This is a genomic window from Frigoribacterium sp. CFBP 13605 (assembly GCF_014839405.1).
In the GTDB taxonomy this organism is placed as follows: domain Bacteria; phylum Actinomycetota; class Actinomycetes; order Actinomycetales; family Microbacteriaceae; genus Frigoribacterium.
This window is the reverse complement of the sequence record NZ_JACYNS010000025.1, coordinates 16303-29802: the sequence shown is the minus strand read 5'-3', so window position 1 is coordinate 29802 and position 13500 is coordinate 16303. Positions and strand designations below refer to the sequence as shown.

Here is a 13500-nt window from a genome sequence, read left to right as displayed (position 1 = left end):
GCAGCTGCCGGACGCACCGCGAAGGCCCGCGCACAGCGCCCCGCGGCTCGCCTCGAGGCGCCCGTCCGCGCGCCCCGCACCGCCGGGGCGACCTTCCGACGCACCACCAAGCGCGTCACGGTCGTCGGAGCCATGCTCTTCGCCGCGTCCATGCTCGTGGCCACCTCGGTGCCCGCCAACGCCTTCTTCGTCGACACCCCCACGCAGACGGCCGCCAAGAAGGCCGCCGACTCCCAGAGCTACACGGCGACCGCACCCTCGGCCGACGGCACGGCCGGTGTCTCGCGCGACGGTTACTCGGTCACCGAGATGAAGGCCGTCTCCGAGTACGCCTCGACGAGTGCCAGCACGTTCTCGAACGACGTCGACGGCACGGTCCAGTGGCCGTTCCAGACGGGCGTGCCGATCAGCAGCGGCTTCGGCGCCCGCCAGGTGGCCAACTGCGGCTTCTGCTCGACGTTCCACCAGGGTCTCGACTTCGTCCCCGGTGCCGGCTCGCCGATCCAGGCGATCGCCGACGGCGTCGTCAGCAAGGTCGACGGTCCCTCCGGTGCCCTGGGCAACAACGTCTGGATCGACCACGTCGTCAACGGCCAGAAGGTCACCAGCGTCTACGCGCACATGCAGACCGGTTCGGTCGAGGTCCGCGAGGGCGACACCGTCACGGTCGGCACCATCATCGGCAAGGTCGGCAGCACGGGCAACAGCACCGGGGCCCACCTGCACTTCGAGATCGTGATCGGCGGCGTGCCCGTCGACCCCTATCCCTGGCTCCAGGCCAACACGAACTGAGCCGTGGTCCCGCGTCCGCGCGGCACGCACGAGAAGAGCCCCACCTGTCGCCAGGTGGGGCTCTTCCGTCGTCGCCGCCGCTACGACGTGGTGGCGAGCCAGACCGTCGCGTTCGCCGGCAGGGCCGGCCCGTCGACGACCATGGTGGCCAGCAGGACCTCGCCCACGGGGAGCTCGACGGGGACGTCGCCCATGTTGGCCACGACGGTGACCCCCTGGCTGCGGAACGCGACCACCTCGGGCCCGAAGCCCTCGAGCCAGGTCAGCGTGCCCGTACCCAGCTCGTGCTCCGCACGGAGGCGGAGCGCCCGCGTGTAGAGCTCGAGCGTCGACCCGGCGACGCCCCGCTGCTCGTCCCGGGCGTACGTCGACCAGTCCGCGGGTTGGGGCAACCAGGAGGCGCCCGTCGCGTTGAACCCGAAGGCCGGCTCGGTCGCGGACCAGGGCAACGGCACGCGGCAGCCGTCCCGGCCGTAGCGCTCCCCGTCCGTGCGGAACCACGTGGGGTCCTGCCGGGAGTCGTCGGGCAGGTCGATGGCCTCGGGCAGGCCGAGTTCTTCGCCCTGGTAGAGGTACGCGCTGCCGGGGAGGGCCAACATGAGCGCCGATGCGGCTCGCGCCCTGGCCAACCCGAGCTCGGGGACGGGCAGCCCCTCGGTCTTCGGCCCGATGCCGTACCCCTGCGGGTTCTCGGCAGTCAGGGCGAGCCGACTGGCGTGCCGGACGACGTCGTGGTTGCTCATGACCCAGGTGCTGGGGGCTCCGACGCTCGAGAAGGTCTGGAGGGACGCGTCGACGACCTCGCGGACGGCCGGAGCGGACCACCCGGTCTCGAGGTAGGCGAAGTTGAACGCCTGGTGCATCTCGTCGGGGCGCACCCAGTCGGCCAGACGCGAGAGCGGTTCGACCCAGGCCTCGGCGACGAGCACCCGGTCGCCCGGGTACTCGGCGAGGACGGTGTGCCACTCGCGGTAGATCTCGTGGACGCCCTCCTGGCCCCAGTAGGGCGGGGGAGCGGACTCGCCCTGGCCACCGCCCATGCTGCCGGACTCGGCGGGGGGCGTGTAGTCGGGCAGGCCCTCGGCCTTGACCATGCCGTGAGCGACGTCGACCCGGAACCCGTCGACGCCGCGGTCGAGCCAGAAGCGCAGCACGTCGACGAACTCGTCGCGCACGCGGCGGTTCGTCCAGTCGAGGTCGGGTTGCGACGAGTCGAACAGGTGCAGGTACCACTGGCCCGGTCGGCCGTCGGCCTCGGTCACGCGGGACCACGCCGGGCCGCCGAAGACCGACTGCCAGTTGTTCGGCGGCAGCTCGCCGTCGGGGCCGCGGCCGTCACGGAACAGGTACCGACCGCGGGCGGCCGAACCGGCCGGCGAGGCGAGGGCCTCGCGGAACCACGCGTGGTCGCTCGAGGTGTGGTTCGGCACCACGTCGACGATGACCCGCAGGCCCAGCTCGGTGGCCCGGGCGCGGAGGGCGTCGAAGTCGTCCAAGGTGCCGAACAGCGGGTCGACGTCGCGGTAGTCGGCCACGTCGTAGCCCGCGTCGCGCTGGGGCGAGGTGTAGAAGGGCGACAGCCAGACGGCGTCGACGCCGAGCTCGCCGAGGGCGTCGAGTCGCGACGTGATGCCGGGGAGGTCGCCGACGCCGTCGCCGTCGCCGTCGGCGAACGACCGCGGGTAGACCTGGTAGATGACGGCGGTGCGCCACCACTCGTGGCCCTGGTCGGCGGTCGTCGCGGTGCCCTCGAGGGGGGCGGTCGGGGTCAGCGTGTCGGTCTCGGCCGGATCTCGTGTGGACATGAGGCCACGATACGGCAGGCCCCCGACGCGGCATCGGCTACGGTCGTGGTCAGGACAGCCCGGAGGGGGACCTCCGGGACGAACACCCGCGACACGATTGGCACGATCCTGAACCCTGCGACCGATCTCGTGACGGCCGACCTGCCCGCCGGCACCCGGCCGTTCCCGCTCGCGCTCGGAACCAACGTCTTCGGCTGGACGGTCGGCGCCCCCACCGCCCTCGAGGTGCTCGACCTGTTCGCCGACGACGGCGGCCGCGTCGTCGACACGGCCGACGTCTACTCGGCGTGGCTGCCGGGCAACTCCGGGGGCGAGTCCGAGGCCATCATCGGCCGGTGGCTCGCCCGACCGGGCAACCGCGACCGGGTGGTGCTGAGCACCAAGTGCGGGCAGCACCCCGACGCCCCCGGCCTTTCGCGCGTCAGCATCCGTGCGGCGGTCGAGGCGTCGCTGCGCCGTCTGCGCACCGACCACGTCGACTTCTACTTCACGCACTTCGACGACGACGAGACACCGCTGGACGAGACCGTGGGCGCGCTCAGCGAGCTCGTCGACGAGGGCAAGATCCTCTGCGCCGGGGCGTCCAACTACACCGGCGCGCGCCTCCGGCAGGCCCTCGCGATCGCGGATCGCGACGGACTCCACCCGTTCCGGTTGGTCCAGGTCGCGTACAACCTGGTGCGACGGGGCGAGTACGAGCACGACGTCGCCGCCATCGTGGACCACTACGACCTCGCCGTGTTGCCGCACTCGTCCCTGGCGAGCGGGTTCCTGACGGGCAAGTACCGTCACGAGGCCGGCCGCGGGGACTCTCCCCGGGGCAGCCGGGCCCTCAGCTACGTCACGCCGCAGAACCAGGGCACCCTCGAGGTCGTCGTCGAGATCGCCGAGCGTCTCGACGTCGAGCCGGGCGCCGTGGCCGTCGCGTGGCTCGCCTCCCGCGACAACGTCATCGGCGCACTCGGCAGCGCCCGGACCCCCCGCCAGCTCGAGGGCCTGCTCGACGCCGCCCGGGTCGAGTTGACCGAGGGCGACCTGGCGTCGCTCGAGGCGGCCTCGCGTCCGCTCGCCTGACGTCCGGGGTCAGCGCCCGGCGCCGTCCCTCTCATGCGCCTCCCCGTCCGCGGCGACGGGACCCAGCGGGACGATCGTCCGCGCACCCGGGTCCCAGCGCCGCAGCCGGGACAGCACGACCGGCCGGGTCGACGGGACGCCGGCCTCGGAGAGGGCGTCGAGGGCCCGGGCCACCTGGTCGGGCGTGAGGCGTGACGCGAGGGTGACGTGGGGGGTCCACCGACCGGGCGTGGTGTGCGGGACGTCCCCCGCGCCTCCCAGGCTCTCGTGCACCCGGGCGTGGAGGTCCAGCAGTTCTCCCGTCACGACCACGGGTCGCACGAGCACGAGCCCGCGCGGGGGCGACCCGAAGAGCAGCAGCCCGCCGAGCTCGGCGGGCATCGGCAGCGCCTCCGAGAGGGGCAGGAGGCGCGGGTCGGCGGCCGGGTCGAGGTCGGGTCGTGCCACCAGGGTGACGTGCGGCGCGTTCGACGTCCCGCCGTGGTCGCCCTGCGACGGGAGGCCCGCCGCGGACAGCACGCGCCATTCGTCACGGACGGCTCCGTCGGAGGCCGGGTCGAGCAGGAGTTCGAGGCTGTGCACCCGTCGATCCTGCCCCGCGGGGCCTTCGGCGGGCCGGGTCGGCACGTGGCGTCAGCAGCCCGTTCGCTCTGCTACCCTTGTCTGGTGCCAATCGGCAGCGGCCTCGGTCGCTCGCCTGGTGGTCACGCCCCGATAGCTCAGTGGTAGAGCACTTCCATGGTAAGGAAGGGGTCGTCAGTTCAATCCTGACTCGGGGCTCTGGCTGTCTCGGTCCCGTCCCGGTGTGATGCCGGCAGGGCCTGCAGCCTGCGGCGGGGTAGCTCAGTTGGTTAGAGCACACGGCTCATAATCGTGGTGTCGCGGGTTCAAGTCCCGCCCTCGCTACCGCAGGCCCGGATCTCTCACGAGTTCGGGCCTTCGTCGTCCGTACGCTCGGTGGTCACCCGCCGGGTCGTCTCCGCGCACCGAGACGCGACCGGTGCGCCGTGCCCGGGCGTCGGGCATACGATGAAGCATGGCCGTGAGCATCCGCAGCATCGGCACCGCGGTGCCCCCGACCATCATCCGACAGGACGACGTCCGAGAGATCTTCGCGACCCAGGCCGGCCTCGGCCGCCTCGGTCAGCGCATCGTCGGCGCCGCGTTCGGTGCCTCGGCCATCGAGACCCGGCACACCGTCGTCGACGAGCTCGACCGGCGACCGCGCGAGGGCGAGCCCACTTTCTACGACGCCGCGTCGAACGAGATCCTCCGACCCGGCACGGGTGCGCGCAACCAGGTCTACACGGACCGGTCGCCCCAGCTGTTCCTCGACGCCGCTCGTGCCGCGCTCGCGGCGGCGCCCGACCTCGGGCCCGACGACGTCACCCACGTGATCAGCGTGTCGTGCACCGGCTTCTTCGCCCCCGGGCCCGACTACCTGCTCGTCCGGGGCCTCGGGTTGTCGCCGTCGACCCGTCGCCACCACCTGGGCTTCATGGGCTGCTACGGGGCCTTCCCCGCCCTCGCCGCCGCACGCGACTTCTGCCTCGCCGATCCGGAGGCGGTCGTGCTCGTCGTCTGCGCCGAGCTCTGCACGCTGCACCTGCGGAGCTCCGACGACCCCGACTCGATCGTCGCCTCGTCCGTGTTCGCCGACGGGGCGGCCGCCGCCGTGGTGACCGCCCGCCCGGCGCCGTCGGGCTCCGTCGTGCTCGACCTCGACGTCCTCGAGACGGTGCTCACCCCGGTCGGCGAGACCGACATGGCGTGGACGATCGGCGACCTGGGCTTCGACATGGTGCTGAGCAGCTACGTCCCGCAGATCATCGAGCTCCACATCGACTCGGCCCTGGCACCGCTCTTCGAGGCCGGCGGCGTCGGCGTCGGCGACGTCGACCTGTGGGCCGTCCATCCGGGCGGGCGCAGCATCCTCGACCGCGTGCAACAGCAGCTCGGGCTCACCGACGCCCACCTGGCGCCCTCACGCGACGTCCTGCGCGACTACGGCAACATGTCGAGCGCGACCGTCCTGTTCATCCTCGCCGACCTCCTGGCCGGCCCCCCCGCCCCGTCGCAGCGCGTGGGCGCCATGGCCTTCGGCCCCGGGCTGACCGTCGAGACCGCGCTGATGACGCGTCGCGCGGTCTCGTGAGCGCGACCCGCACCTCCTCGGCTCCGTCGGTCGCGGTGCGGCCGCCCTGGTGGCCCGACCTGTCGCGACGAGGCGTCGGACTCGTCGAGCTGATGGACGACCCGGGCTGCGACCTCGGCCTGCTGAACGCCACCTACCGGGCCTTCCCGGTCGTGAACGGTCTCGTGGCGGGGTGGCGCCGGGCGTACCTCCGCCGCCTCCGCCCGCTGTTGTCGGCCGACGTGACGACCAGGCTGCTCGACCTCGGGTCCGGCGGCGGCGACCTCGCGCGCGCCCTGGCCGGCTGGGCCCGTCGCGACGGGCTCGCCCTCGAGGTCGTCGCCGTCGATCCCGACGAACGGGCCCACGCCTTCGCGGCGTCCTGCCCCGTCCCGTTCGGCGTCGAGTTCCGGCGGGCCTCGAGCGCCGACCTCGTGGCGGCGGGCGAGACCTTCGACGTGGTCGTGTCGAACCACGTCCTGCACCACCTCGACGACGGGGCTCGGGCGGCCGTGCTGGACGACAGCGCCCGCCTGGCGTCCCGTCTCGTACTGCACGCCGACATCGAGCGGGCCCGCGGGGCGTACCTCGCCTACCGGGCCGCGACTTGGCCGTGGCGGACCCGCTCGTTCGTCCACGTCGACGGGCTCCTGTCGATCCGCCGCAGCTTCACCGCCGACGAGCTGGTCGACGTGGCTCCGCCGGGGTGGCGCGTCGTCCGGCAGTGGCCCTTCCGCCTGCTGCTCGTCTGCGAGATCGGCGTCGACGCCCCCGGGGGTGCCGGCCGTGCGGACGCATGACGTCCTGATCGTCGGTGGGGGGCCCGTCGGGGTGATGCTCGCCGCCGCCCTGGCGGATCGCGGCCTCGATGCCGTCGTCTGGGAGGCGCGGGTCGACGATCCGGCGCACTCGCGCGCCCTCGGCGTGCATCCGCCCTCGATCGACCTCTTCGACCGGCTCGGCCTCGCGGACGACCTGCTCGCCGACGCCGTCCGCATCCGGCGGGGGATCGCCCGGAGCGGCGAGCGGACGGTCGGCGTGGTGCCGTTCGACCGGGCGTCGTCGCGGTGGCCGTTCGTCGCGGCGGTGCCGCAGGACCGCACCGAGGCGGTGCTGCGGACGGGGTTGGCCGCGCGGCGGGACGACGCGCTCCGTCGGGGCGTGCGGTTCGTCGGGCTCGCACAACGCGACGAGGACGTGGTCGTCGAGGGGGTCGACGACGAGGGGCCGGTGGTCGTCGCCGCCCGCTTCGTCGTCGGGGCCGACGGCACGCGCAGCGCCGTCCGCGCCGCGCTGGGCGTCGACACCAGGGCCCGGGACCTGCCCGACCGCTACGTGATGGGCGACTTCGCCGACGCCACCGGCCACGGCCCCGACGCCGTGATCCATCTCGAGCGCTCCGGGGTGGTCGAGTCGTTCCCGTTGCCCGCGGGTCGACGACGGTTCGTGGTGCACGTCGGGTCGGCTCACGCAGCGACCGCGTCGGTCGCACCGGACGACGTCGCGCGGCTCGTGTCGGACCGCACCGGGTCACCCGTCGACCCGACGACCTCGACCATGACGAGCGGGTTCGGCGTCCGGCGCCGGCTGGCCGTCCGGACGGTCGTCGGCCGGGTCACGCTGATCGGCGACGCCGCCCACGAGATCAGTCCCATCGGCGGCCAGGGCATGAACCTCGGCTGGCTCGACGGGCACGCGCTCGAGGCCGTCATCGCCGCGGCGGTGAAGCGGAGGGGTGGCCGGGTGCTCGATCCGATGACGTTCGGCCGTTTCGACGCCGACCGTGCCCGCGCCGCCCTCCGCGCCGCCCGGCAGGCCGAGTGGAACACCGCCCTCGGTCGGCCCGTCGGCGGGGGAGCGGCTCGGGCCCGGGACCTGGCGCTCGGAGCCGTGCTGAGGGCTCCGAGCAGGCACCTGCTCGCCTCGGTCTACGCCATGCGCTGGGCCTGAGCGGTCCGGCCCCCGCGGCCGCGCCGGCTCGGCTCCCCTCCGCCGACCCGCGTGCTCAGGCGACGACGGTGCCGCCGCTGAGGGCGAGCTGCACCACGAGCAGCACGGCCGCCACCATGATCAACCGGAAGAGGGTCCGGTCGACGCGTCCCGCGAGCACGAGGCGCACTCCGACGACGGCGATGCCGAGGGTCACGGCGGTGCCGACGGCGGCAGCGACGAGGCCCGGAGCCGACGAGTCGCCGCCCAGTCGGCCCGAGAGCAGCAGGACGGCCGCGACGGCCAGCGCCGCGAACGCGACGACTCCCGAGACGGTCCGCCCGAGGCGGTGGGGGAGCCCGACGATGCCGGTGCGCGCGTCGTCGTCGAGGTCGGGCAGGACGTTCGTGAAGTGGATCGCGATGCCGAACACGGCTCCGACCGCCACGGCCCAGGCGGCGGGAGGCGACGGTGGTGCCGCCGCGAGGGTGGCGACGGCCGGCAGCAGGCCGAAGCTCACGACGAAGGGCACCACCGAGACCGGGGTCCGCTTGAGCCCGAGGTCGTACGCCCACCCCGAGGCCACGAGCACGAGGTGGGCCGTGCCGGCTGCGGGCCCGAGCGCGTAGGACGGCACGAGCATCAGCACGCCGCAGACCACCGCGGCACGGCGAACGGCCGACACGCTCACGAGGCCCTGGGCCACCGGCTTGTCGGTCCGGCCGACGGCGCGGTCGCGCCCGGCGTCGAGCCAGTCGTTCGCGAACCCGATGGAGGCCTGTCCGAGCAGCACCGCGAGGGCGAGCAGCACGAGTCGGCCGAGGGGCAACCCCGAGGAGGCGCCCAGCACGACGGCGAGGACGGTCACCACCACCGTCGGCCCCGGGTGCGTCGAACCCAGCAGTGCGGCGGTCCACGAGGTGGGGCCGTCGCGGCGACCGGAGCCGGCGGTGGAGACCGGGGGCTCGGGGGAGGTCATCCGTTCACCCTAGACGGACGGAGCCGCACGGCCCCGGGTCGGTCGGCCCCGGACGCGGGACACGATGCGGTGGGCGACGTGAAGAGGTGCACCCGAGTCGGGGGAGGACTCGGATGCACCCCGTCGCACCCTCGGCGCTCGAGGTGCAGGTGGATCAGTACCGGCACGCGCCAGAGGAGGGTGCCCACGTCGAGTTACCATCCCAGACGTGACTGGAGTGTACGACTGCCACGGGTGGATCGGAAGGGGCACCGGGCCGTCTTTCGCGGATCGGCCCGGGCCCCGGGGGACGACGAGGGGTCAGGCCCCGCGGCCGGTCTTCTGCTGGAGGCGGTCGATGTGCTCGCTCGCCTCGGCCTTCGTCATGTCGGCGGGCAGCTCTTCGCCGGCTTCGCGGGCGAGGGTGTCGAGGTAGCTCTTCTGCGGGCCGGTGATGGGCTCGTCGCCGGTGACCCAGTCGTCGGGGTCCTTCGACGCCGTGCTGCCGCCGTCGGGGCGGGCGCCGCCGAGCGTCTCGCCGTGTGCGGGGGCCGCGTTCTCCTCCCGGGCCGTGGCGGCCTGGTCGGTCTCGTCGGTGGTCGTCGTGTCGGTGGTCGTCGTCTCGTCGGACTCGGCCGCTGCCGGGTCGACGGGGGTGATGTCGGGGTCGATGTTCGCGTCGCTCATGACGTGAACGTACGCCGTGCCCCCGACACCGGGCCGGGCGACGTACCCCGCTGGTTAGACTCGACCGCGTGTCCGTGAACCCTGATCTGCAAGGGCGGGTCTTCCCGCCGGCCCCGCCCTACCTCGTGGGCCGCGAGAAGGTGCGCGAGTTCGCCCGCGCGACCGGCTCGACGAGCCCGCTCTCGTTCGACCTCGAGGCGGCCCACGCGGCCGGGCACGGCGACCTCGTCGCCCCGCCGACCTTCGCCGTCGTCGTCCAAGAGGCCACCCTCGCCCAGTTGCTCGCCGAACCCGACGCGGGCATCGACTTCTCCCGCGTCGTCCACGGCGAGCAGCGCTTCTCGCTCTCGCGTCCGATCGTCGCGGGGGACGAGCTCACGGCCACCCTGACCGTGACGAGCGTCAAGACGCTGGGCGGCAACGCCATGGTCACGGCGTCCTCCGACATGCGCGACGTCGACGGGCGGCACGTGGTCACCGCCGTGTCGACGCTCGTCGTCCGCGCCGACGACGAGGCCGCCGCGTGAGCGCCCTCGAGGTCGGCCAGGTCGTCGCCGAGAAGACCTACCCCCTGACACGCGACTCGTTGGTGCGCTACGCCGGCGCCTCGGGCGACTTCAACCCCATCCACTACCGCGACGACGTGGCGGCCGCGGTCGGTCTCCCCGGTGTCCTGGCCCACGGCATGCTCACGATGGGCACCGCCGTCCAGCCGGTCGTCGAATGGCTCGAGGGGGCGGGCGACGACGCCGGCGTGCTCGGTCGGGTGTCGGACTACCAGGTGCGCTTCACGCGTCCCGTCGTGGTCGACCCCACCGCCGGGGCCGAGATCGCCGTCGTCGCGAAGGTGGGCAAGCTCGACGCCGAGGCCGGCACGGCGCGCATCGACCTGACCGTGACCGCCGGCGGCCAGACCGTGCTGGGCAAGGCCCAGGTCGTGGTGACGCTGGCGTGACGACCTTCGCCGAGCTCACGACGATGCAGGTGGGCGGCGAGCCCGCCCGCCTGGTCGAGGCGACGACGACCGACGAGCTGCTGGCCGCGGTCCGTGAGGCGTCGGTCGGTGACGACCCCTGGTACGTCCTGGGCGGCGGGTCGAACACGGTCGCCTCCGACGAGCCGTTCGACGGCACGGTCGTCCACGTGGCCACCCGGGGTGTCGAGCGCGTCGACTCCGACGACCACCGCGTCCACCTCCGCGTCGCCGCCGGTGAGCCCTGGGACGACCTCGTCGCCTCCACGGTCGAGCAGGGCTGGTCGGGGCTCGAGGCGCTCAGCGGCATCCCCGGCTCGACGGGCGCGTCGCCGATCCAGAACATCGGTGCCTACGGCCAGGAGGTCGCCTCGACGCTCGTGGCCGTCGACTTCCTGGACGACGACTCGGGCGAGTTCGTCCGCATCCCCGCGGCCAACCTCGACCTCGGGTACCGCACGAGCGTCTTCAAGCAGGGCCGTCGGGGCGTCGTCACGGCCGTGGAGTTCGCCCTCATGGACCACGGAGGCGCGAGCGAGCAGGTCGCGTACCCGCAGCTCGCGAAGGCCCTCGGCGTCGAGCTCGGGGCCCGGGTCTCGGTCGCCGACGTGCGCTCCAGCGTGCTCGCCCTGCGGGCCGCGAAGGGCATGGTGCTCGATCCGGCCGACCGTGACACGGCGTCGAGCGGATCGTTCTTCACCAACCCGATCGTGTCGCGGGCCGACGCGTCGACCCTGCCGGCCGACGCGCCACGGTGGCCGACCGGCCCCGAGCCCGAGCGCCAGGTCGTGCCACTCGGTGAGGAGCCGGCCGCCCCGGCGCCCCGTGCGCCCGCCGAGGTCAAGCTCAGCGCCGCCTGGCTGATCGAGCACGCCGGCATCGCGAGGGGTTTCCGCCTGCCGGGCTCGCGAGCCGCCGTCTCGTCCAAGCACACCCTGGCCCTGACCAACCGTGGCAGTGCCACGGGCGACGAGGTCGCCGAGCTCGCGCGCTACGTGCAGCAGCGGGTCCAGTCCGAGTTCGGCGTGCTGCTGCGCCCCGAGCCCGTCCTCCTCGGCCTCTCGCTGTAGGGACGCGGCCGCGTGCGTCCGACGCGGCCACGTGCGTCCGACGCGGCGGTGCCCGTCCGACGTCGCGGCGCAGAGATCCTCAGCGGCGCGGCAGGTGGCCGAGTTCGAGCGCCAGCGTGACGGCGCGCGTCCGGTCGTTGACGCCCAGTTTCTCGAATACGTGCAGCAGGTGCGTCTTGACCGTCGCCTCGCCGACGAACAGCCGGCGTCCGATCTCGCGGTTCGAGCAACCCTCCGCCACGAGGGCGAGCACGTCGGTCTCGCGAGGACTCAACGGGGTCGGGCGCGGCACGGGCTCGGCGCCGCTGCGTGCGCGGCCGACGAGACGGGCCGCCATCGCGGGGGCGAGGGCCACCTGTCCCGCGACCACGGCTCGGAGGCCCGCCACGAGCTCGTCCTCCGGGGAGGCCTTCAGGAGGTAGCCGCTCGCCCCCACCTCGATCGCCCGCAGGATGCTGTCGTCGGACTCGTAGGTGGTGAGCACGACGACCTTGGTCGTCGGGTGACGTGCCAGGACGGCCTCGGTCGCCTCGACACCGTCGAGGCCGGGCATGCGGAGGTCCATCACGATCAGGTCGGGCTCGAGCGAGTCCGCCAGGGCGACGGCCTCGGAGCCGTCGCTCGCCTGCCCCACCACGACGAAGTCGTCCGTCGTCGCGAGCAGGGCGGCGATGCCCTGCCGCACGATCGGATGGTCGTCGGCCACGACGGTGCGGTGCACGGGCGATCCCGCCGGCGAGGCTCCGGGCCCGGTCGACGTCGCATCCTCGTGCGCGGGCCCCGCGGTCACGGGGTCACCACCGCGGCGCGGGGGACCTGCGCGGTGACGACCGTCCCGTCGCGGTCCGACGAGACGTCGAGGCGGCCACCCGACAGCTCGAGCCGCTCGCGGAGGCCGTCGAGGCCGAACCCGGTCGATGCGACCGCCGTGTCGAACCCGGTGCCGTCGTCGGACACGACGAGCACGGCCGTCCCGTCCGTCGCCGTGAGCGTGACCCGCGCCGACGTCGACGCACTGTGCTTGCGGACGTTGGCCAGCGCCTCCTGGGTGCACCGCACCAGCACGACCTGCAGGTCGCGGGGCAGGTCGACCTCGACGGCGTCGACCGTGATCCCGATTCCGCTCTCCCGCTCGAAGCGCTCGCCGAGGCGATGGAGGGCGGCCGCCACGTCGGTGCCCGCCGGTCCGGTGGACGCGGTCGCCGCGACGAGGGTGCGCGCCTCGGTGAGGGCCTCGCGGGCGGCGGCCTCGATCACGTCGAGCCGTTCACGGGTCGTCGTCAGGTCGCCGGCCGCGAGGGCTCCGCGGGTCTGCTGCGCGAGCATGACGACTCCGGTGAGGCTCTGGGCGATCGTGTCGTGGATCTCCCGGGCCAGGCGCTCGCGTTCGGTGCTCGTGCCCGCGTCGCGGTGCCGCGCGGCCAGTTCGGCCTGGGCCTCGCGCAGCTCGTCGAGCAGCCGGCCGCGTTCGACCCCGACCCCGGCGATCGTGGTGATCCACATCCCCAGCGCGATGCTGAAGACGAGCGAGAGGCCTTCGCTGGTGGCGGCCGTCGCGAGGGCCTCGGCCGACCACCCCAGGCTGACGACGAACCCGATCGAGATGGCGACGCACAAGCAGACGTTGGCGACGATCGCGGACCGGGTGCCGGGGAGCAGCGTCCAGATCAGCGGCATGAGGAAGGCCTGCACGACCGCGAGTTCGGGGGTGGCGGCCACCGTGACGCCGCCCACCACCACGAGCGCGGCGACGGCCGTCACGGTCGGGAGCGACAGCAGCGCGACGGCGCGACGCACCACGGGCCGCGCGAGGGCGAACCACGTGAGCACCAGCAGCCCGACGGCGACGAACGAGGCCGTGACCCGGCCGCTCGACGAGGTCGTGGCCAGGACGACCATCACCACGACCGTGATCGCGAGGCCGGCGTCCCACCAGCGCATCGAGATGGCGGTTCCCGACCGGGCGGGGGCCGCGGCCTCCGCCCGGTCGCCGGTGTCGTCCATGTCGATCACGCTAGTGGCAGCCGCGGGCCGGCGAGGCCGTCGTGGTCGTCGCCGATCGGGCGGAGGACGGTGGC

General features: G+C 73.8%; 13 protein-coding genes, 2 tRNA genes and 1 pseudogene. 10 read left to right on the top strand and 6 right to left on the bottom strand.

Going from position 1 to position 13500, the window contains the following annotated elements; genetic code table 11:
- Positions 1 to 792 (top strand): M23 family metallopeptidase (locus tag IFT36_RS07715; protein WP_200412804.1); only part of this gene is annotated, 792 nt, incomplete at its 5' end.
- An 80-nt stretch (positions 793 to 872) separates the two neighbouring features.
- Here IFT36_RS07715 and IFT36_RS07710 read toward each other — a convergent pair.
- Positions 873 to 2597: a glycoside hydrolase family 13 protein gene (locus IFT36_RS07710; protein ID WP_200412803.1), complete on the bottom strand. Its 1725-nt coding sequence runs from the start codon at positions 2595 to 2597 to the stop codon at positions 873 to 875.
- A 129-nt stretch (positions 2598 to 2726) separates the two neighbouring features.
- Between IFT36_RS07710 and IFT36_RS07705 the strand changes: the two genes are divergently transcribed.
- Entirely contained in the window at positions 2727 to 3671 is a 945-nt protein-coding gene (locus IFT36_RS07705; RefSeq protein ID WP_157485358.1) for an aldo/keto reductase, read from the top strand.
- Positions 3672 to 3680: 9 nt separating this feature from the next.
- Here the strand turns inward: IFT36_RS07705 and IFT36_RS07700 are convergent, their stop codons facing one another.
- Positions 3681 to 4253, bottom strand: a complete 573-nt coding sequence (locus IFT36_RS07700) for a 2'-5' RNA ligase family protein (RefSeq protein ID WP_200412802.1) — start codon at positions 4251 to 4253, stop codon at positions 3681 to 3683.
- Between the two features lie 126 nt (positions 4254 to 4379).
- On the opposite strand from IFT36_RS07700, the gene IFT36_RS07695 reads away from it, so the two are divergent.
- From IFT36_RS07695 to IFT36_RS07675, 5 genes are all read left to right on the top strand, one after another.
- A tRNA-Thr gene (locus IFT36_RS07695) sits at positions 4380 to 4451 on the top strand.
- Positions 4452 to 4503: 52 nt separating this feature from the next.
- Positions 4504 to 4577: transfer RNA gene (locus IFT36_RS07690), tRNA-Met, on the top strand.
- Positions 4578 to 4707: 130 nt separating this feature from the next.
- Positions 4708 to 5826, top strand: a complete 1119-nt coding sequence (locus IFT36_RS07685; protein WP_056046549.1) for a type III polyketide synthase — start codon at positions 4708 to 4710, stop codon at positions 5824 to 5826.
- Entirely contained in the window at positions 5823 to 6605 is a 783-nt protein-coding gene (locus tag IFT36_RS07680; RefSeq protein WP_307785056.1) for a class I SAM-dependent methyltransferase, read from the top strand. Before IFT36_RS07685 ends, IFT36_RS07680 begins: the two co-directional genes overlap by 4 nt.
- A complete protein-coding gene (locus IFT36_RS07675) occupies positions 6592 to 7755 on the top strand; it encodes an FAD-dependent oxidoreductase (protein WP_200412801.1) in 1164 nt (387 codons plus the stop codon). Before IFT36_RS07680 ends, IFT36_RS07675 begins: the two co-directional genes overlap by 14 nt.
- 55 nt (positions 7756 to 7810) lie before the next feature.
- On the opposite strand, the gene IFT36_RS07670 is transcribed toward IFT36_RS07675, so the two are convergent.
- Positions 7811 to 8713 (bottom strand): UbiA family prenyltransferase, encoded by a 903-nt coding sequence (locus tag IFT36_RS07670; protein WP_200412800.1) that lies wholly within the window; start codon positions 8711 to 8713, stop codon positions 7811 to 7813.
- Positions 8714 to 9013: 300 nt separating this feature from the next.
- Positions 9014 to 9232, bottom strand: a pseudogene (locus IFT36_RS16400) (DUF3072 domain-containing protein); the annotation flags it as partial.
- A 215-nt stretch (positions 9233 to 9447) separates the two neighbouring features.
- Between IFT36_RS16400 and IFT36_RS07660 the strand changes: the two are divergent.
- Genes IFT36_RS07660 through IFT36_RS07650 form a run of 3 tightly spaced genes read left to right on the top strand, consistent with a single transcriptional unit; the run spans position 9448 to position 11422 of the window.
- The gene (locus tag IFT36_RS07660) at positions 9448 to 9906 is read left to right on the top strand and encodes an FAS1-like dehydratase domain-containing protein (RefSeq protein ID WP_056046547.1); all 459 of its coding nucleotides are present in this window, start codon (positions 9448 to 9450) and stop codon (positions 9904 to 9906) included.
- Positions 9903 to 10334 (top strand): MaoC family dehydratase, encoded by a 432-nt coding sequence (locus IFT36_RS07655; protein ID WP_056046546.1) that lies wholly within the window; start codon positions 9903 to 9905, stop codon positions 10332 to 10334. The genes IFT36_RS07660 and IFT36_RS07655 overlap by 4 nt, the downstream gene beginning before the upstream one ends.
- Complete coding sequence (locus tag IFT36_RS07650) at positions 10331 to 11422, top strand: UDP-N-acetylmuramate dehydrogenase (protein ID WP_307785055.1); 1092 nt, start codon at positions 10331 to 10333, stop codon at positions 11420 to 11422. Before IFT36_RS07655 ends, IFT36_RS07650 begins: the two co-directional genes overlap by 4 nt.
- 79 nt (positions 11423 to 11501) lie before the next feature.
- Here the strand turns inward: IFT36_RS07650 and IFT36_RS07645 are convergent, their stop codons facing one another.
- Complete coding sequence (locus tag IFT36_RS07645; RefSeq protein ID WP_056047759.1) at positions 11502 to 12143, bottom strand: response regulator; 642 nt, start codon at positions 12141 to 12143, stop codon at positions 11502 to 11504.
- A 65-nt stretch (positions 12144 to 12208) separates the two neighbouring features.
- Positions 12209 to 13426, bottom strand: a complete 1218-nt coding sequence (locus IFT36_RS07640; protein ID WP_192124591.1) for a sensor histidine kinase — start codon at positions 13424 to 13426, stop codon at positions 12209 to 12211.
- Positions 13427 to 13500 lie beyond the last annotated feature (74 nt).